Origin of the sequence: Rahnella sikkimica, from assembly GCF_002951615.1 — a bacterium.
Lineage (GTDB): Bacteria > Pseudomonadota > Gammaproteobacteria > Enterobacterales > Enterobacteriaceae > Rahnella > Rahnella sikkimica.
In genome coordinates, this window is the sequence record NZ_CP019062.1 from 1,305,851 (window position 1) to 1,325,308 (window position 19,458).

12 protein-coding genes and 1 pseudogene are annotated in these 19,458 nt (G+C 54.9%); 3 read left to right on the forward strand and 10 right to left on the reverse strand.

The features are described 5' to 3' along the window. Window positions 1-31: 31 nt before the first annotated feature. Genes BV494_RS05890 through BV494_RS05900 form a run of 3 tightly spaced genes read right to left on the reverse strand, consistent with a single transcriptional unit; the run spans window position 32 to window position 3,792 of the window. Window positions 32-1,267, reverse strand: coding sequence for a cytochrome c (locus BV494_RS05890; RefSeq protein WP_104922007.1), 1,236 nt, complete (start codon window positions 1,265-1,267; stop codon window positions 32-34). Next, window positions 1,264-3,027 (reverse strand): GMC family oxidoreductase, encoded by a 1,764-nt coding sequence (locus BV494_RS05895; RefSeq protein ID WP_104922008.1) that lies wholly within the window; start codon window positions 3,025-3,027, stop codon window positions 1,264-1,266. Before BV494_RS05895 ends, BV494_RS05890 begins: the two co-directional genes overlap by 4 nt. Window positions 3,028-3,042: 15 nt before the next feature. Beyond that, window positions 3,043-3,792, reverse strand: a complete 750-nt coding sequence (locus BV494_RS05900) for a gluconate 2-dehydrogenase subunit 3 family protein (protein WP_104922009.1) — start codon at window positions 3,790-3,792, stop codon at window positions 3,043-3,045. 470 nt (window positions 3,793-4,262) lie between these two features. Between BV494_RS05900 and BV494_RS05905 the strand changes: the two genes are divergently transcribed. Further along, a complete protein-coding gene (locus BV494_RS05905; RefSeq protein WP_104922010.1) occupies window positions 4,263-5,780 on the forward strand; it encodes a YchO/YchP family invasin in 1,518 nt (505 codons plus the stop codon). Window positions 5,781-6,203: 423 nt separating this feature from the next. On the opposite strand, the gene BV494_RS05910 is transcribed toward BV494_RS05905, so the two are convergent. Beyond that, window positions 6,204-8,147: an exoribonuclease II gene (locus BV494_RS05910; RefSeq protein WP_104922011.1), complete on the reverse strand. Its 1,944-nt coding sequence runs from the start codon at window positions 8,145-8,147 to the stop codon at window positions 6,204-6,206. A 147-nt stretch (window positions 8,148-8,294) separates the two neighbouring features. Further along, a complete protein-coding gene (locus BV494_RS05915) occupies window positions 8,295-10,601 on the reverse strand; it encodes an FdhF/YdeP family oxidoreductase (RefSeq protein WP_104922012.1) in 2,307 nt (768 codons plus the stop codon). Window positions 10,602-11,060: 459 nt separating this feature from the next. On the opposite strand from BV494_RS05915, the gene BV494_RS05920 reads away from it, so the two are divergent. Continuing rightward, window positions 11,061-12,230 carry a serine hydrolase gene (locus BV494_RS05920; RefSeq protein WP_104922013.1) on the forward strand — a complete coding sequence of 390 codons (1,170 nt, stop codon included), beginning with the start codon at window positions 11,061-11,063 and terminating at the stop codon, window positions 12,228-12,230. 73 nt (window positions 12,231-12,303) lie between these two features. Here BV494_RS05920 and BV494_RS05925 read toward each other — a convergent pair whose 3' ends face one another. From BV494_RS05925 to BV494_RS05945, 4 genes are all read right to left on the reverse strand, one after another. Beyond that, entirely contained in the window at window positions 12,304-13,158 is an 855-nt protein-coding gene (locus tag BV494_RS05925; RefSeq protein WP_104922014.1) for a pirin family protein, read from the reverse strand. 155 nt (window positions 13,159-13,313) lie between these two features. Continuing rightward, window positions 13,314-13,541, reverse strand: coding sequence for a hypothetical protein (locus tag BV494_RS05930; RefSeq protein WP_104922015.1), 228 nt, complete (start codon window positions 13,539-13,541; stop codon window positions 13,314-13,316). A 787-nt stretch (window positions 13,542-14,328) separates the two neighbouring features. Then, a complete protein-coding gene (locus BV494_RS05940) occupies window positions 14,329-15,237 on the reverse strand; it encodes a LysR family transcriptional regulator (RefSeq protein ID WP_104922017.1) in 909 nt (302 codons plus the stop codon). 299 nt (window positions 15,238-15,536) lie between these two features. Next, window positions 15,537-15,803: a YjbD family protein gene (locus BV494_RS05945; RefSeq protein ID WP_104924725.1), complete on the reverse strand. Its 267-nt coding sequence runs from the start codon at window positions 15,801-15,803 to the stop codon at window positions 15,537-15,539. 174 nt (window positions 15,804-15,977) lie between these two features. Between BV494_RS05945 and BV494_RS05950 the strand changes: the two are divergent. Then, window positions 15,978-17,095: pseudogene (locus BV494_RS05950) on the forward strand (ABC transporter substrate-binding protein). 83 nt (window positions 17,096-17,178) lie between these two features. Here the strand turns inward: BV494_RS05950 and BV494_RS05955 are convergent. Further along, on the reverse strand, window positions 17,179-19,308 hold the full coding sequence (locus BV494_RS05955; RefSeq protein ID WP_104922018.1) for a TonB-dependent siderophore receptor: 2,130 nt from the start codon (window positions 19,306-19,308) through the stop codon (window positions 17,179-17,181). Window positions 19,309-19,458: the final 150 nt, after the last annotated feature.

The following is a 19,458-nucleotide window of genomic DNA, read 5'->3' on the forward strand; positions in this document are numbered from 1 at the left end:
TTCGCGGCCTTTGTCCTGTCTGGCGTCCGGGTTATTTCTTCAGCTCTGCGCGTAAATCCTTCACATCGCTTGCCGTTACCGGTGCGGCGGCATTTCCCCAGCTGTTACGGATGTAGGTCAGTACGTTTGCCACGTCCGCGTCACTCATATTGGCATCAAATGACGGCATAGACGGCGCGGTCGGTTTGCTGTCGGTCGCGACCGGACGGCTGCCCGCCAGTACAACGCGGATCAGGGATGTCGCATTCGGCTGGTTGATCAGCGCGGAATCGGCCAGTCGCGGGAACAACCCTTCCTGACCCATGCCGGACGGCGTGTGGCAGGCGGAACAGCGGTCGGCGTAAAGATGTTTACCGGCGACCATCGCGCTGTCTTCGGCTTTCACCGGAGCAGGCGCGGTGCTGCCGCTGTCGTGACCGCTGTCTTTCAGGTAAACCGCCACGGCCTTGAGATCCGCATCCGTCCAGTGCTGCGACGAATTCGTCACTTCTTCCGCCATCGGACCGGAGGCCATATCGAACCGGTTAGAACCGGTTTTCAGATACTGCATCAGATCTTCCTGCGTCCAGTTGCCAATACCGGTGTGTTTATTGACGGTGATGTCCGGTGCAACCCAGTTTTCCACCACGGCACCTTGCAGGAACTCGCTGTCTTTATCACCGCCAATCATGTTTTTCGGCGTGTGGCAGGTACCGCAGTGCCCCAGACCTTCAACAATGTATGCGCCGCGATTCCATTCCGCGGATTTATCCATTTGTGGTTTGAATTCGCCTTTGTTGAAGTTCAGCCAGTTCCAGCCCATCAGGCTGGTGCGCACGTTGAACGGGAAGGGCAGTTGGTTGGTTTCCACTTCGTGATGCACCGGTTGCAGGGTTTGCAGATACGCCCAGATGGCGGCGTTATCTTCGCGGGTGACTTTGGTGTACGCCGTGAACGGCATCGCGCCGTACAGACGTTTGCCGCCGTGACCGATGCCTTCGGACATCGCGCGCTGGAAGTCGTCGAATGACCATTTGCCGATACCCGTTTCCGGATCCGGCGTGATGTTAGCCCCGACTAAACGGCCAAACGGCGTTTCGATCGGCACGCCACCGGCGAACGGTTTGGCGTCAGGGGTGGAGGCAGTGTGACAGGCCGCGCAGTCGCCGACGGTGGCCAGATAACGCCCGCGTTCTACCTGCTCGAAAGAGCCGTCACCGGCGGCGTGCGCCAGGCCGGAAACGCTGAGTGCCAGCAAGCCGAGTGAGAATGACGTTAACTTTTTCATGCGATCATCTCTCCCGGTTTTTTCAGGTAATAGTGACGGATCGCATGAGCAGCTTTAAACGCCAGTGCGCCGACGGTGCCGGTCGGGTTGTAACCGGGGTTTTGCGGGAAGGCGGAAGCGCCGACCACAAACAGGTTCGGTACGTCCCAGACCTGCAGGTGTTTGTTCACGGAACTGTTAGACGGATCTGCCCCCATCACAAATCCGCCGACGACGTGGGACGACTGATACGGCGTACCGTTCCAGTGGCCTTTCATCGGGTTGGCAACCAGCTCGCGCGGGTTCATCGCTTTGGCAATTTCCGCCACTTTACCGGTGCAATACGCTGCCATTTTCAGGTCGTTTTCCGGGAAATCGAACGTGACGCGCAACAGCGGGCGACCGAGACGATCTTTGTAGTTCGGATCGAGCGACAGATAGTTGGTTTTGGTGGTGTAGCTGCTGGCCTCGCAGCCGATGGACATCGAGCTGAGATAGTTGGCGACGGTGGCTTTTTTCCACTCGGAACCCCATTTCGGCGTGCCCGGCGGAACAGGGCGGTAACCGATTGGCGCGCCACCGATGGGCGTTACGCGAATACTGCCGCCACCAAAGAAGCCGAGGCCGCTGTGGTCAAAGTTGTCGTTGTTGAAATCATCGATGCCCATTCCGACCGCACCTGCGCCGATGAACGGGTTGAAGTTCTTGTCATCGAAGAAGAGCTGGACGCCGTTAGCCGTCTGATAGGCATAATTACGGCCCGTCGTGCCTTCTAACGTGACCGGATCATAAGGCTTACCGATGCCGGAAAGCAGCATCAGGCGGACGTTTTCGAAGGTAAAAGCGCTGACGATCACCAGATCGGCAGGCTGTTCCCATTCGTCGCCGGAAGAGTCGATATACACCACGCCGGTCGCGCGTTTTCCGGTGGAATCTTTCAGCACCTGCATCACTTCACAGTTGGTGCGGGCTTCGAAATTCTCTTTGCGGATCAGCGCCGGTAATACGGTGGTGATGGCGCTGGCTTTGGAGTAGTTGGCGCAGCCGTAGTTGGTGCAGAAACCGCAGAACGTACAGGGCCCCATTTTGACGCCGAGCGGGTTGGTGTAAGGCTCGGAAATCAGCGAAGAGGGCACCGGGAACGCTTTGTAGCCCATGTTGCGCGCGGCTTCGGCAAACAGCGTCGGGCCGTAAGGCTGATCCATCGGGCGGGTCGGATATTCAATCGAGCGCATCCCTTCATACGGGTTGCCGCCGTCACGATGCTCGCCATTCACGTTGCTGGCTTTACCGGAAACCCCGGCGATACGCTCAAAAGACGCGTAATGCGGCTCCATCTCTTCCCAGTCGGTTCCCCAGTCTTGCAGAACCAGTTCTTCGGGAATGGCTTTTGCGCCGTAACGTTCGGTCAGATGGCTTTTCAGGCGGAATTCATCAGGCTGGAAGCGGAACGTAATCCCCGCCCAGTGGTTACCTGCGCCGCCGGTGCCGTTGCCCGGATGGAATGAGCCCCATTCTCGCATCGGTAAGGCGGTTTGCGCCGGGTTGTTGCGGATAGTAATGGTGTTCTGACGCGTGCGTAACATCAGTTCCTGGCGGGAGTTGTAACGCAGTTCGTCGGCCGCGGTGGCGACGTTGAAATCGCGCGCCGTATCACGCCACGGGCCGCGTTCGATAGCCACCACATTCAGGCCTTCGTCGCACAGTTCATTGGCGATGATCGAGCCGGCCCAGCCGAGCCCGATAACCACCACGTCGGTTTTAGGTAATTTTTTTGCCATAATGTTTGTCTGCCCTTAGCTCTTCATTTTCCATGCGTCGCCGCCTGAAATGCTCAGCGGTTCCAGATCGAGTTTCTGGTTATGTTTGCCGACATATTCGCGGTAGTCGTAGCGTGCGCCGGGGAAGCCCAGCATTTTCCACGACACCATGTTGCGGTTTCCGCCATAAATCGGGTCAGCGAAGAAGCCTTCCAGGGTGTTCTTGAGCACGATGGCGAAGAACAGTTTGGAATCGATCCCATCCAGAGCAATTTTTCCGCTTTCGAGGCCGGACAGGATTGGGTCCTGCTGGTCGCCGGGCAGATCCTTGAACAGTTTCTGGTGCTGCGACTGGCTGTATTTATCCAGTGCAGCCAGGCCGAGACGATAACGTTGCTGAGGAACTAAAGGAGACTGGTCGCCCTGTTCGGGGGTGCCGTCCTGGAAAGGACCTTCCATGTAAAGGCGGGCGTAGGTGCCGTAAAAACCGGCCAGCTGGCGGTCGATAAACACCGCGCATCCGGCGTCTTTACCGCCGACGCTCAGATTATCGGCGGGCACCAGCCGGTCAACAATGGCTTCCATCGCGGCGGCTTCGGCGTCGGTGAAGAACGCCCAGCCATCCATATCAATTTGCGGAGGCGGGCTGGCGTCAAAGGGGCTCCACACGGGCGTTCCTTTGAGCGTTACCGCGTTTGCGGCTTTGGCCGCGCCCAGGACTGCGGAGGCTGCCGTGAACGAGAGAATTTGCCTGCGGGTCACGCCGGGCAATGTTTTTTTGCTCATTTATGTTCCCTGTTTTTTTCTGTAGCGATATGCACAGCGATACGTAGCTATAAATGGCGCACATCCCGTCGTCTTCCGGACGGAAGAAAAGGGGAGAGGGACGCGTGCAAAAGCGCTGTCATGGCCTGTGTGCTGCCATAAAAGCGCCGGTCAGAATTCAGATGCGCTCTGCAAAAGCAGTCGGGTGGCACCGGAATAAATCGTTAACCTGCTAAGGATAAATGAAAATGACCTGTAAAGATAAATGGTTAATTTGTTAAAAATGTTATGAAATGTGTGTGAAGTGGTTTTAATGTTGTAATTTTAGACGTTTTTTTGTGACGTGCGTGCATTTTATCCGCACGTTAAGCAGGGGATACGCCGGAAGCATTTTCCTTTCAGACCCGCGTTGTTTAGCCATTCATGGCATGAAGGTTGAAATATGTCGTTTGTCAGGTAAGATCAAACCTTACGTTTAAAATGTGTAAGGCATGACAAAGGTCACAGATTTTTTTTCATATTTATTGAAGCGTTATGCGGGCTCAACCTGCATCTCTCTGCTGGTTGCAGGGGGATTAGCTTTTTATGCTGGAAGTGCTTCTGCGCTGACGGCAGACCCTTCTGAAGTTGCTTCCGGCGCACTTGGGCTTTCGTACGATCTCTCCGGTTTCCTGCCTGCGGGTGATGAACAGTCCGCGTTCAATACCGGAAAAATCCAACAATCCAATGGCTTACCCAGCCTCGGCAGTCAGTACATTAAAAATGACAATGCGCCGAGCGCGACGGAAAAACAGCTCGCCACCACGCTCAAAGAACTCGGCACCACCACGTCGGACAGCGACGATCCGCTGCGTTTGCAGGCGGAAAATATCGCGCTCAGCCAGGCCGCCAAACTGGTGCAAAAAGAAACCAGCAGTTTGCTTTCGCCGCTGGGCACCGTCAGCACAACACTGGATGTCACCGGTCACAATCTGGATGGCAGCTCCGGCCAGCTTTTCAGCCCGCTGTACCATTCCGACAATAATCTGGTCTACAGCCAGATTGGCCTGCAAAGCGCGACGGATGCCACGGTGGGGAATTTTGGCCTGGGGCAGCGTTTTAATACCGGCGCGTGGATGCTTGGCTACAACGCGTTTATCGATAATGATTTCGACCATCAGCTGACACGCGGAAGTTTGGGCGCAGAAGCCTGGACCGATTACCTGCGGTTTTCCACTAACTACTATCACCCGTTTACGTCTTACCGCGCGGACAGCAGCTCGTCGGCACAACTGCGGCGTCAGGCACGCGGTTACGACATCACCACCAAAGGCTATTTGCCGTTTTATCGCCAGATCGGGGCGTCGCTCAGTTATGAGCAATACTTCGGTAATCAGGTGGATTTATTCGGCAACGGTACGCGCCAGAGTAATCCTTCGGCGGTCTCGTTCGGGCTGAATTACACGCCGGTGCCGCTGGTGACCGTGATGGCAGAACATCAGGCCGGTCAGGATGGCGATAATCAGGATGTGGTGAAACTGACGCTCAATTACCGTCTGGGCGTGCCATTGGATCAGCAGTTGTCATCGCAGAATGTTGCCGCAGCGCGTTCACTGCGCGGCAGCCGGTTCGATTTGGTCGACCGAAATAACCTGCCGGTGATGGAGTTTAAACAGCGGAAAACCCTGTCGGTGTATCTGGCGACGCCGCCGTGGTCGTTACAACCGGGCGAAACGGTGCCGCTGAAACTGCAACTGCGAGCGCTTAATTCCGTGACCGCGCTCAGCTGGCAGGGCGATACGCAGGCGCTGAGCCTGACGCCGCCAGCCAATAACCGTAATCCCGAAGGCTGGAGCGTGATCGTGCCGCAATGGGACAGTTCGCCGGGTGCCACCAACAGCTACCGTTTATCGGTGACGGTGGAAGACAGCAAATCGCAGAAAGTGACGTCAAACTGGATCACGCTGACCGTTTCCCCGCCGCTGACGGCGCAACCGCAATACGGCGATGACGCCGGGCTGAATTTCTAGCTCATAATTTTTCAGTAAAGTAATACAGTCGGCATGGTCAGTTTGGTCGTTAGTAAACTTCTGGTAGAAACTGCCGACGTTGATAAAAACATCGACGGTTTCTTTAGAAATATCGACGCCGATAAAGGTTTTTGAGACTGATTCATTATTCCCGTCCTTGTAGATACGGGCTGGTGCAGGTACCGCCCAGGCAGCTGTTCGGGTTAAAAATGAGCTGATGTAACGCAGAGATGCTCCCCAACAGGCTTGGTGTCCCAGATGTCGGACTTGCTGCTAGATCAGTTTGGAACTCGGTAAAATAACTTTTTCAAAAACTTGTTTTGCGTCTTAAATTTCAAAGGTTTCCTAGGCCTGTTGTTTAGGCACAAAAAAAGCCGATTCCTGAGAACCGGCTCTGATGCACATCAAACGACCAGGCGTTCGCTAAGCTGCAGGCTTGGCAATCACATTGCGATTTTCCATCCGCACTTCCGCGATATTGACATCAATGATGTCACTCTGACGATAGGCAACCTCGCCCTTGATCAGCACGGTGCCGGTGTCAGCGCTGCATACCAGCTCGTCGCGTACGCTGTGCAGGAACGGCGCAGGGATGAAGGCGACGGCACCGATATCTTGCAGACGGACGCGCAAACCACCGCGGGTTACATCGATAACTTCAGCGCTGAATTTCACATCCGTGCCGACTTTATCTTCGAGATAACGGGCGTACAGCCAGTCACCGACGTCGCGCTCGGCCATGCGGTTGGCACGGCGGCGTTCTGCCAGCTGAACGGTCATATCGTCCTGCGGTTTCTCAGCAGACTGTTGCAGGATCATCGCTTTCAGCAGACGGTGGTTCACCATATCGCCGTATTTACGAATCGGTGAAGTCCAGGTCGCGTAAGCTTCCAGACCCAGACCGTAGTGCGGCCCCGGTACGGTGCTGATTTCGGCAAAGGTCTGGAAACGACGGATACGGCTGTCGAGGAACTGTGTTGGCAAGGCATCCAGTTTACGGCGCAGTGCGCAGAAACCTGGCAGCGTCAGCAGTGCTTCGGCATTGGCTTCAACGTCATTGGCCTGAAGTACGGTGACCGCATTTTCAACCAGCAGCGGGTCGAAACCGGTATGCACGTTGTACACGCCGAAACCGAGGCTGTCGCGCAGCGCAATGGCCGCACAGACGTTAGCGGCGATCATGGATTCTTCAACGATGCGGTTCGCGATACGGCGGTGTTCGGCGATGATTTCCAGAACGTTGCCTTTCTCACCCAGCACGAAGCGGTAATCAGGACGGTCTTTAAACACCAGCGCGTGTTCGGTACGCCATGCACTGCGCACGTCGCAAACGCGTTTCAGCAAGCGGATTTGATCAGCAATCACATCGCTGGCCGGTTGCCATGCGCTTTTCTCATCCGCTTCCAGCCAGTCAGACACATCGTCATAGGCCAGTTTAGCTTTTGACTCGATGGTGGCAGCGAAGAAACGAATGTCGCTGCCCAGTGCGCCATCGGTGCCCAGCGTAACGGAACAGGCGAGAACAGGGCGGCTGACGTCCGGCCACAGTGAACACACATCATCGGACAATTCACGCGGTAACATCGGGATGTTGAAGCCCGGCAGATAGTTGGTGAATGCGCGTTTTTTGGCGATGTTATCGAGTTCGCTGCCTTCGGTGACGTACGCCGTCGGGTCAGCAATCGCGATAGTCATCTGCAAAGTGCCGTCGCCATTGTCTTTCACATACAGCGCGTCATCCATGTCCTGCGTGCTGCCGCTGTCGATGGTGACAAATGGCAGGGCGGTCAGATCTTCGCGGTTCAGGCCCTCATCACGCAGTTCCGCAATGTCAGATTTTGGCGCTTCGCGTTCAAGATTATGACGGGCCAGCGTGACCCACCACGGCGCGAGATCGTCGGTGCCGGTGGTGATCCATTCGGTGATTTCAGCCTGGAAGCTGTGATCGCCTTCTTTCAGTGGATGGCGGCGCATTTCGGCCACACACCAGTCACCGTCACTGACTTCGTGATTGATGTTGCGCACCACACGACACTGGATCGCATCACGTAATAAAGGATGGTCGGGGATAATAGTCAGACGGTCGTCTTTTTTGGTTACGCGGCCTACAAAGCGGCTGAGGAAAGGTTCAACCAATGTTTCCGGCTGGACGACTTCACGCTCTTTTTCGGTTTGCAGCGAGGCGATTACGCGGTCACCGTGCATGACTTTTTTCATGTACGGAGGCGGAATGAAATAGCTTTTTTGACCGTCTACTTCAAGAAAGCCAAAGCCTTTCTCAGTCCCTTTCACAATGCCTTCGACACGTGGAGTCTGAGAGTGAAGTTGCTGTTTTAGCTGCGCGAGCAGCGGGTTATCTTGAAACATATCGTCCAGAGAATTAGGGTTAATGTGGCTCGATTAGCGGCAGACAGTTTTACGCGATTCAGCCCCTGCGGGCAAGCGGCATCTGCCCCTTTTGCCTCATAACCCTGAAGCAAAAGGGGCGATGTACAGCGCATCCCGCAAAACGGGTTATGCGATACGTTGCAGGTCGACTTTTTGTTCGCAGCGACGGATTGTCACCGGAACGGCTTTGGAGGTAGGCGTGTGCGTCTGGTCACCAAAACTGGACATCGGCACCAGCGGGTTGGTTTCCGGATAATAGGCCGCCAGATTGCCGCGCGGAATGTCGTAGCTGACCAGTTTAAAGCCGGTCACTTTGCGCTCGATACCGTCGTTCCACAGCGTTTCGATTTCCACCAGCTCGCCGTCTTTCAGGCCCAAATCGGCCAGATCCTGCGGGTGAATGAACAGCACTTCACGCTGTCCGTACACGCCGCGGTAACGGTCATCAAGGCCGTAAATCGTGGTGTTGTACTGGTCGTGAGAGCGCAAAGTTTGCAGCGTAAACGGTGCATTCTGGTCGCCCATCGGGATCAGCACGTCCGGCAACGGCGCGGCGCTGAAATTGGCTTTGCCGCTCAGGGTATTGAAGTTCAGCTCGGCTGCCGCATTCCCCAGATAGAAACCGCCTTTGATATCACAGCGCGCGTTGAAATCCTTGAAGCCTGGGATTGTCGCTTCGATGTGGTCGCGGATCAGATTGTAATCGTCGGCCAGCGCCATCCAGTCCAGGTAGTTGTCGCCCAGCACGGCGTTGGCGATACCGCAGACAATCGCGGTTTCTGAACGCTGTTCCTGAGACAAGGGAATGCCCACGCCTTCGGACGCATGCACCATGCTGAAAGAATCTTCCACAGTGATGAACTGCGAACCGGTAGCCTGCATATCCAGCTCGGTACGGCCCAGCGTCGGCAGGATCAGTGCTTCCGCGCCCGGCGTCAGGTGCGTGCGGTTCAGCTTGGTGCTGATTTGCACGGACAAATCCAGATTGCTCAGCGCCTGTTCGGTACGCGGCGTATCCGGTGCCGCAGCCGCCAGATTACCGCCGAGGCAAATCAGCACTTTGGCTTCATGACGCAGCATAGCTTCCAGCGCTTCCACGGTATTGTGGCCGGGAACGCGTGGCGGAGTGAATTTGAAGTGGCTTTCCATCGCATCAAGCAGGGCTTTCGGCGCTTTTTCGTCGATACCCATCGTGCGGTTGCCCTGCACATTACTGTGGCCACGTACCGGACACAAACCGGCACCCGGTTTACCCAGCTGGCCGAACAACAGTTGCAGGTTGGTGATTTCACGCACGGTCGGCACGGAATGTTTGTGCTGCGTTATGCCCATCGCCCAGGTACAAATCACGCGTCCGGCATTCATATAAATCGCCGCCGCTTCACGCAGGTCTTGTTCACTCAGGCCGGATTGTTCAGTGATTTTGTCCCAGGGTGTGTCATCGACGATAGCCAGATATTCGTCCACGCCCGTGCAGTTTGCCGCGATAAATTCTTCATCAAACAGGGAAGGCTGGCCGGATGCAATGCGCTCGCGGTGAGTTTGCAGCAGCGCTTTCACGATACCGCGCACGGCCGCCATGTCGCCGCCGAGATTCGGCTGGTAATACGCTGAACTGATGCGACCGGCTTTCGGTGTCACCACTTCCAGCGGTTTTTGCGGATCGGCAAAACGTTCCAGACCCCGTTCACGCAGGGTATTGAAGCTGACAACTTTCGCGCCGCGATCAGACGCATGACGCAGGCTGTGCAACATGCGCGGATGGTTGGTGCCGGGGTTCTGACCGAAGACGAAAATCGCATCGGCTTTTTCGAAATCGTCCAGACGGATAGTGCCTTTACCGACGCCGATACTTTGCTTGAGACCCACGCCGCTGGCTTCGTGACACATATTCGAGCAGTCAGGGAAGTTATTGGTGCCGAACATGCGACCAAACACCTGATAAAGGTAAGAGGCTTCGTTACTGGCGCGGCCGGAGGTGTAGAAATCTGCCTGATCCGGGCTTTCAAGCCCTTTGAGATGACTGGCGATCAGCGAAAATGCCGCGTCCCAGCTGATCGGTTCGTAATGGTCGGTGGTGCGGTTATAGCGCATCGGGTGAGTCAGACGACCCTGATATTCGAGGAAGTAATCGCTCTGCGCGCGCAGTTTAGTCACGCTGTGCTGGGCGAAGAATTCCGGCTCTACCGCTTTGCGGGTGGCTTCCCAGCTGACGGCTTTTGCGCCGTTTTCACAGAAACTGAAGGTGCTGTGGTTATCATCGCCCCACGCACAGCCCGGACAATCAAAACCGCGACCTTTGTTAACACGCATCAGGTTACGCAGATTGGAGAGGACTTTTTTACTGTCGAAGACGAAACGTGTGGTGGATTCCAATGCACCCCAGCCACCGGCCGCGCCGTGGTAGGGTTTGATCTCAGTTTTAAATTTCATAGTTATGCTTCGCAGGTGGTTTTTGTCTGGTCTGTAAACAATCGCAACGGTGAATTGTTAATCCGATTGTTAATTTTATGTCACAAGTTTAGGAGGGAGATGCGATGACGTCTAATCGAATGCCGTGATGGTGTGATTAGATCTGTCTATTGCCAAAAAAATGGCACGAATAACGGATTTTTACCGGCAGAATGCGCCGCGCATTCCCTTTTACAGACTGAATTAAAACAGCGGGTTGCGATAAGAAAGGTTGATGGCGGCACAGGGTGAGGCTTTTGGTCAAATTAAGATCAAGTTGTAACAGAATCGTTTCACTATGAAATGGTTAGCAAAAGACTAAGGGTTTTTCTGAGCGACGATTTAGGGCACCCTATGCGGCAAATAATATTCCGCATTTTTATATCTGCTGGCAGGTTGGCGCTTTATGTCTGCCGGAAAGGCGCGTTTAAGGAAGATTCAGTGAAACGTAGTGTAATAAGTGTCCTCTCTTGTGTGTTGATGTTCTCCGCAGGCAGCGTGAAAGCTGTCGCTCCGCTGGATTTCCCGGTCGTGCCACCGAGCATTGATGCCGCGTCCTTTGTACTGATGGATTACGCCAGCGGGGATGTGCTGGCCGCCGGTAACCCTGACGACCGCCGCAATCCGGCCAGCCTGACCAAACTGATGACCGGTTATGTTATCGACCGCGCGCTGGACCACAAAAAAATCACCATGGACGACGTGGTGACCGTGCCTCAGGAAGCCTGGGTCGCCGGTAACAAGAGCCTCGAAGGTTCTTCCCTGATGTTCCTCAAACCGGGCGACCGGGTTTCCGTGCGCGATCTTATTCGCGGCATCATCATTACTTCCGGCAACGACGCGTGCGTGGCGATGGCGGATTACGTGGCCGGAAGCCAGGATTCGTTCGTTGGCATGATGAATCAGTACGTGGTCAGCATGGGCCTGACCAATACGCATTTCGAAACCGTCCACGGTCTGGATGCGCCGGGGCAGTTCACTACCTCATACGATCTGGCAAAACTTTCCCGCGCGATTATCGGCGGCGAGCCAGAGGAATACCGTATGTATGCCGAGAAATCGCTGACGTACGACAACATCACGCAGCAGAACCGCAACGGCCTGTTGTGGGATAAGAACCTGCAAGTCGATGGCCTGAAAACCGGTCACACCGAAAGCGCCGGTTTTAACATTATTGCGTCGGCTACGCAGGGCGACCGTCGTCTGATTGCCGTCGTGATGGGCGGGAAAAGTGCAAAAGGGCGTGAAGAACAGGCGCGTAAACTGCTGACCTGGGGCTTCCGCGAATACACCAGCAAGCAGATTTTCAAAGCGGATCAGACCGTTTCTAACGAGCACGTCTGGTTCGGTGCAACTTCTCAGGTGAAAGTCGGTTCCCTTAGCGATGTGTTCATCAGCGTTCCGCAGTCTGACGCCGATAAACTGAAAGCGCAGTACGTGCTGACTAATCCGCAGATTGACGCGCCGCTGAAAAAAGGCCAGGAACTGGGCAGCATCAATATCGTGGATAACGGTAAAGTGATCAAAACCGTGCCGCTGGTGGCGCTGGAAGACGTAGCGCAGGGCGGGATCATCAGCCGGGCGATTGACTACGTGAAGCTGAAAATCTAAGTTCTGCTCCTTCCCCTCTCACGAGGGGAAGGTTGGGATGGGGTGTGGGTTTACCCCTTGCTAATAAAATTCCTCATAGCTTTACATCAAACTTTCCGGCCTGATAATCCAGAATGGCCTGATTAATTTCCTGCACGGTGTTCATCACAAACGGGCCGTGAGACACCACCGGTTCATTGATTTTGTCTGCGTGTCCGAACAGGAACGTGGCGTCATCGGTTGCGCTGATTGTCACGCGATCATCGCTGTCATCGAGCTCAATCAGATGCCAGGCCTGCGCCGGCATATCATCGATTTTCAGCCGTCCTTTCACCGTATACAGGAAGACCTGACGGGCCGCTGGCGCGTGTAATGTCACTTCGCTGCCCGCACTCATCTGAACGGTCATCAGGGTGACATCGGTCAGTGATTTTATCGGACCAGTGACCCCTGCCACGCTACCGGAGATCAGGCTGATCGCGCCGTTTCCCTTGCTCAGGGGAATTTGCGGGATGTCCTGAACCTGCAATCCCATATAGCCTGGGGCTGTCATTTTCAGCCGTGACGGCAAATTCACCCAAAGTTGCAGAATCTCCAGTTCACCGCCGTGACGTTTGAATGCTTCCGGCGAAAGTTCAGAGTGAATCAGGCCCGAACCGGCCGTCATCCACTGCACGCCACCGGTGCCGATGATGCTTTCATGGCCGCCGGTGTCGCTGTGTGCCAGCTCGCCGCGCAGGATAAACGTAACCGTTTCAAACCCGCGATGCGGGTGCGGGCCGAAGGGCAGACCGAGGTTATCCGGTGCATAAACCTGCGGGCCGTGATGATTGAGAAACAGGAAAGGGTCGAGCTGCTCGAGTTCCGGCCCCGGAACAGGACGGCGGGTTTGCAGATCGCGGATATCATCACGATAGGCTTTGTATTGCTTAACAATTTTTCGGGTCATGGCGAGGTTTCCGTTAAAACACTGGATAATAACGAAGACTAGCGGGTTCAGCGGAAGTTGTCACAGCTGATTGTTAACAAGGTGTAATTTGCGCTGAATCGGTAAACAAAACGCGGGCGACTGGCTCACAACCGCCCGGAAATTTAGAGGTGATGTTAGAAAACTTTCGACGAGAAGTCTGCTTTCACTTCGCTTTCGATGTAGGTGTTCAGCCCCCAACCGGCGCGGGCGAGCTCTTTCATTTTTTCGAGATGTTCCGGCCCCGGATGGCGGATATCGTAGAGATAAACGTGATTGTTTTTGAAGCGGACTTTGATCGAGTTGGCATCAATCTGGAAGCTGACAACCTGTGAATCACCACTTTTGTTCGCGTAATTTTCCATGCTGCATCCTGTTTTCTGAGCCTGATGACGGGCGACGTCTTCTATTAACCACGTCTGAATTTTCCGTACAGGGCGACAGTTCACAGTTTACGAAATACAGGGAAAACACGGCTTATCAGTGCGTTATGGTGAGACCCTGGGGTTTCGGCTAAAACCTTGGGTTTAAGGTTAAAACCTTGGGCTCGCCGCCCAAACGGGCTAAAACCTTGGGTTATTAGTCAAACTGGCTTGAAGTTTAAATTCAAGGTCGTGGGCGTCGGCCCACACCGACTTGGGGGGCGGCATATCGCCGCCACCCCCCAAGACCCCCCAGGCTCTTAACTCCGCGCTATCGCTCGCTGGCACTGTTTCAGGTGCCACAGCTATTGCCGCGAAATCTTGCCGCTGTGCGGTACCTTCATTTCGGTCTTCGAGCCTTAGGTCTCGAAACACTCATTCAGCAAGTTTTCTGAAAGCGGCTGGAGGCTTTTCAATTCAAAATCAGCCAGCATCGATCTTCCGAATTACATAGCCCCTGGCCGCTTTCAAAACGACGTTGAGCGAGTGGTGAGAAACAGCGAGAGTCTTTTTTCGAGCAGGTTCGAACCCGAAGCAAAAGTACCGCGCAGCGGCGGCGTTTGCGGCACTAGCAGGATTTGCTGAAACATACCCAGCGAGCGAAAGCGCGGAGTTTAGAGCCCGGGATTCTCAAGGGGCGCGGCGATAGGCGCTCCTTGAGGCCGGTTTGGGTGGCAACCCAAGGTGTTGAATTTGAAATTAAGGCCAGTTTGGCTAATAACCCAAGGTTTTAGCCCGGTTGGGTGGCGAGCCCAAGATCGAGTCCCCCGGCTACCGCCGCTGCAAACGCATCAATCGCCGGAACCTGGCTCGCCGGGACATTCGGATACACCAGCCACAGCTGGCTTCGCGGGGCGAAATCTTTCAGGGCATAAATTTCTAGCTGATCCCGCAGCGGATGGCGTTCGACCAGCGGTTTGGGCATCAGTCCCAGCCCGCGGCCTTCGGCGATCAGCGATAACTGGAGCGTGGTGCCAAAAGCTTCCAGATTGATGAGCAGCGGCAAGCCCTGTTCGGTCAGGGCGCGTTGCAGGGCGGCGCGAAAACCACAGCCTTCGGGATTGAGGATCCAGCCGCGCTGATAACAATCTTCCAGCCGTTGTGGCAGGCCGCCGGTGGTTTTCGGGCCGACAACCACCAGGTCAACCGCGCCGAGTGGCTGGTTTTCCACGCCTTCGGGAAACTGCTTGCTGGCGGGAAACAGCACCACGGCGGCTTCCAGTTCCTGACGCTGAACGCGTAACAACAACTCCTCGCTCCAGCCGCTGGACAGGCGCGGCTGGATATCGGGGAACTGCGCGGAAAGGCTTTTCAGCGCGGGAAGCAGGCTGCCTTCGCTCAGGCTTTGTGGCACGGCCAGACGTAACAGGCCAGAAGGCGGGCTGTCGGCGGCGACCAGATCGCTGAGTGCATCCACTTCACGCAGAATATGACGGCACTGCTGATAAACGCGGTTGCCCATCAGCGTCGGTTTCAGGGGTTTGGTCTGGCGGTTTAACAGCGGAATACCCAGCGACTCTTCGAAATTCTGCACCCGGCGGGTAATTGCCGGCTGCGTCAGCCCAAGCTCATCGGCCGCAAGTCGCGTTGACTGCAACCGGATAACCGCCACAAAAGCGGTCAGATCTTCAATTTTCATCAGGACTCAATATCAGAAAATAGACGTTATGCGTCTCCACACGATAAAACAATTCCACCGGCGACGCTGGATCCCATCGCACATTTTTATGTGTGAATTGCATATTAGCTAATCCATAAAATGAATTTTTGCTGGCGTTTTCCGGGTGTGGCGAAGAGGTGTATCTGGACTGTGAAGACGGTCTGGTGCGGCTGCGGGGAAAGACGGGAGTATTGGTTTTCAGTGACTGAAGTCAAAACGTTGAATTGACGAGCCGGGGCTGACCCTCTGCGTAATGCACGAAGAGGGTCACTTTTTTCTTAACGACGACCGCGCGGATGGGTGCGGGCAGTCCAGTCATAAGTCGCTGACGTGCTTGGAACCGCTTTGTTACGGCGTTTTTCAGCACGCGCTCGCGCGGCCACTTTTTCTTTCTCCGCCATCAGCGTGTCGATGTAATCATCTTTAATCCGGTTGTTTTCCGAATTGGTCAGCTCACGGCCCTGTGCTTTGCGGGCTTTGTCGAGCAACGTTTTCAGCTCGCGTTGTTCGCTTTCCGTCATATCTTGTTGTGTCAGTCTTTTCATCATTACTGCGTCCTGTGAGGAAAGTGGCTACCAGTGTAGTCGAATTACGGTCAGGCGTCGCTGCAAACTGGCGCGGGCGCGTAAGCAAACCCTATCGTCGGGGGCAATCATCACATTGCAGCAAATAACGATAATCATTATCATCTCAGCCTTTGTGATGGGTTTTGAGGTGTTATGCGTAAGTTCACTCAGTCTCTGCTGGTTTCCTGTCTGTTATTTTCCGGCCTGGCGCAGGCCAGAACCGTGACCGATATTTCCAACCGTACGGTGACCGTGCCGGATAATCCGCAGCGTATCGTGGTGGGCGAAAGTCGCATGTTGTATACGCTGGCGCTGGTGCAGGACGGCAACCCCGCGCAGCACGTGATTGGCTGGCCGGGCGATATGGCGCAGCTTGATGCGCAGAGCTGGGCTATGTACGTGAAAGCGTTTCCGGAAATCGCCACGATTCCGCTGCTCGGACAAAACAACTATAGGCAGCTGAACGCCGAGAAGGTGATAGCGCTGAAACCCGATCTGGTGATTTTGCCGGTGTATGCCAAGAAACAAACCGATCGTGACCAGATGGAAGTCACGCTGACCCATGCGGGGATCCCGGTGATCTACGTCGATCTGCGCGTGGATCAGTTGCATAACACGATCCCCAGCGTGAAGCTGCTTGGCGACGTGCTGAACCATCCGGAAAAAGCGGCGCGCTTTATCGCTTTCTATCAGCAGCATATGAACCGCGTCCGTGAACGTATCGCGGCGTACCAGGGCAAACGCCAGACGGTGATGCTGCAATTGCATCTGGGTCGCCGTGAAGGGTGCTGCACCACGGTTTCTCACGGGAATCTCGCCGATCTGCTGGCGTTTGCCGGGGGGATAACATCGCCAAAAACGCTTTTGGCAGCGTGTACGGGGATCTGAACGCAGAGAAAGTGATTATGGCCAACCCGGATGTGTATATCACAACGGGCATGGCGGGACCGGAAGGGAAAAGGGTGTCGAATCTGATGCTGGGGCCGCAGGTTACGCAGCAGGAAGCGGAGCAAAGTTTCCGGCAGATTATGGATAAACAGCCGGTGCTTTCCACGCTGAAAGCCGTGCGCGAAGGGCGGGCGTACAGCGTCTGGCATAATTTCTATCTCAGCCCGTATCACCTGGTTGACGTGGAAGTCTTCGCCAAAGCGCTGTATCCGCAACTGTTTAAAGATGTCGATCCGCAGGAAACCATGAAAGAACTGTATACGCAGTTTCTGCCGGTTCCGTTCAGCGGCACCTACTGGAGTACGCTGCCGCCAGCGAAATAATTCCGCCACAACCTCCTGAATTACAGGCAATAAAAAACCGGCACAATGGCGTGCCGGTTTTGTTTATGGAGTTCACGCTGTTATCAGAAATCTACCGCCGCAGAGAGCACCACGTTGCGGGGCTCGCCTTCAATCACGCGCAGGTTTCCGGCGCTCGACGAGTAATATTCTTTGTCGAACAGGTTATTCATGTTCAGCTTAATCTGCGTATGTTTGCCCAGCAGCTGATTGTCCCAGGCCACAAAGGCATCAGCCACGGTGTAATCCGGCATAGTGAAACTGTTTTCCGGGTCACCGGCACGGTTGCCGACGTAACGCGCACCGCCGCCAATACGAATATCTCCCGGCACCATTGACCAGCGCAGGGTATGGCTGAGATACAGGCTGCCCATATTGGTCGGGGCATTCACCAGACGGTTACCGACGTTGGATGAGTTCACGTTATCTTCGGTGATTTCGGTTTTGTCATAGCTGTAATTGGCGGTGACATTCCAGTCTTTGGCGATTTCACCGTTAAGCTCGATTTCCGCACCGGTTGACCGCGCTTTCGGGATATTGCGCGTCACGCCGTTGATGTAGACCGACATATCTTCCTCATCAATACGGTACACCGCCAGCGTGGCATCCAGACGTGGCGAAATCTGCCACTTGGTGCCGACTTCGTATGTCGTGCCCAGCTCAGGTTTGGAGACGTTGCCGTCATCGTCCGTGTCCGTCGATGGCGTGAACGACTTGCTGTAGTTGGCGTAGAACGACAGGTCATCCGTCAGCTTATACACCACGCCAATTTGTGGCAGAAACTTGTTATCGGTATCGTCCAGACTTTGCGTCGGTGTCACGAAACCGTACGACTGCTTCTGGTTGTAATGCTGATAACGGCCGCCCACGACGCCAATCCATTTATCGGTCAGATGAATACTGTCTTTCAGATAGATGGATTTGTTGTAGAGCGTATTGCGCAGATTACTGTTGCTGTCGGAATAGGTGCTGCTGTTGGTCACCGGCTCCACGCCGTACACCGGATCGTACATATTGAACGTGCTGAAGGTTTTGCCACGATAAGAATACTGCTTATACGTTTCGTTCTTCTCGTAATCGACGCCAATCAGCAGGTCATTCATCATGCCGAAGATGTTCTGATTGCCAATCCAGTCCCATGACGTGTAACTGGTCTGATGGTTAAAACCGCGGTTGGCATCGGCGCGGCGGGTGACAGCGCCGGTTTCCGTATTCACGGCAGTGGCGCGCACTTCATTGCTGTCATAACGGCGTTGCTGCCAGGCGTACGTCAGACGGGTTTTCCAGTCGTCGCTGACCTGATATTCCCAGGTGGTATTCAGACGTTTGGTTTTGCCCCAGGCGTGGTTTGCCAGTTCATCCAGACGGCGGTTGTACGGAATATCGACCGGTTTGCCGTTGATGAACGCGGTTCCACGGTCATAGGGAATATCGTATTTGTATTCCTGATAACTGACGTTGAAACTGGCTTTTTCACCGAACCAGCTCAGGGAGGGCGCGAGCAGGGTATGCGAGTCGCTGCCAAAGTTACGCCAGTAATCTTCATACTGACGTTCAGCGATCATGCGGAACGCAAAACCGTTGCCCAGCGGACCGGTGACGTCAATCGTCCCCGCGCCGCCGCCGAAACCGCCGGTGCGGCCACTGACGCGGGTATTCCAGTCATACTGCGGCTTTTTGCTGATCATGTTGATCACGCCGCCGGGGTTTTGGATCCCGTAAAGCAGAGACGCCGATCCTTTCAGCACTTCGATGTGATCGATAGTCGAATCAAAACCCAGCCCCTGATTACTGCGCACGCCGTCAATCAGAATAGAACCGTCGCTGTTGGCACCAAATCCGCGTTTCACGAAACCGTCTTCCGTGCCGCCCAGCGTATTGCCCTGCGTGACGCCGCTGACGAACTTCATGGCGTCATCGAGCGAGGTGACGTCGTAATCCTGAATCATCGACTGCGTGACGACGCTGACGGACTGCGGCGTTTCACTCAGTGGCGTATCGCCTTTGCTGGCCGTCGAGCTTTGAGACGCGCTGTAATCGGTGGTATCCAGCGCGTTAGCCTGGGCATTGACGGTGATAGAGTCTTCAGCCGTTTGTGTTGCGGCCAGAAGGGGGGAACAGTGCAAAATAGCCAAGGCCAGCACGGATTTATTGAATCCGCTGGCCGCCCGGCGTGGGGCTTTTATACCAGACATGTGAATATCCCTGAAAAATAACAAAAAAGCATTAAATGCAAATGATAACAGTTTGCATTCTAATCAAGGAGTTTACAAAGGGAAACAAATTTAACAATTTCAATAGTTACATTTATGCAAAGGGAACAGGGCTGGCGCGGGAAAAGGAAG

Bases quoted from the DNA above. Each gene is read 5' to 3' on its own strand.
- BV494_RS05925 (WP_104922014.1), bottom strand. From the start codon at position 13,158: ATGACCCGAAAAATTGTTAAGCAATACAAAGCCTATCGTGATGATATC.
- BV494_RS05900 (WP_104922009.1), bottom strand. From the start codon at position 3,792: ATGAGCAAAAAAACATTGCCCGGCGTGACCCGCAGGCAAATTCTCTCG.
- BV494_RS05910 (WP_104922011.1), bottom strand. From the start codon at position 8,147: ATGTTTCAAGATAACCCGCTGCTCGCGCAGCTAAAACAGCAACTTCAC.
- BV494_RS05930 (WP_104922015.1), bottom strand. From the start codon at position 13,541: ATGGAAAATTACGCGAACAAAAGTGGTGATTCACAGGTTGTCAGCTTC.
- BV494_RS05915 (WP_104922012.1), bottom strand. From the start codon at position 10,601: ATGAAATTTAAAACTGAGATCAAACCCTACCACGGCGCGGCCGGTGGC.
- BV494_RS05955 (WP_104922018.1), bottom strand. From the start codon at position 19,308: ATGTCTGGTATAAAAGCCCCACGCCGGGCGGCCAGCGGATTCAATAAA.
- BV494_RS05945 (WP_104924725.1), bottom strand. From the start codon at position 15,803: ATGAAAAGACTGACACAACAAGATATGACGGAAAGCGAACAACGCGAG.
- BV494_RS05905 (WP_104922010.1), top strand. From the start codon at position 4,263: ATGACAAAGGTCACAGATTTTTTTTCATATTTATTGAAGCGTTATGCG.
- BV494_RS05890 (WP_104922007.1), bottom strand. From the start codon at position 1,267: ATGAAAAAGTTAACGTCATTCTCACTCGGCTTGCTGGCACTCAGCGTT.
- BV494_RS05940 (WP_104922017.1), bottom strand. From the start codon at position 15,237: ATGAAAATTGAAGATCTGACCGCTTTTGTGGCGGTTATCCGGTTGCAG.
- BV494_RS05895 (WP_104922008.1), bottom strand. From the start codon at position 3,027: ATGGCAAAAAAATTACCTAAAACCGACGTGGTGGTTATCGGGCTCGGC.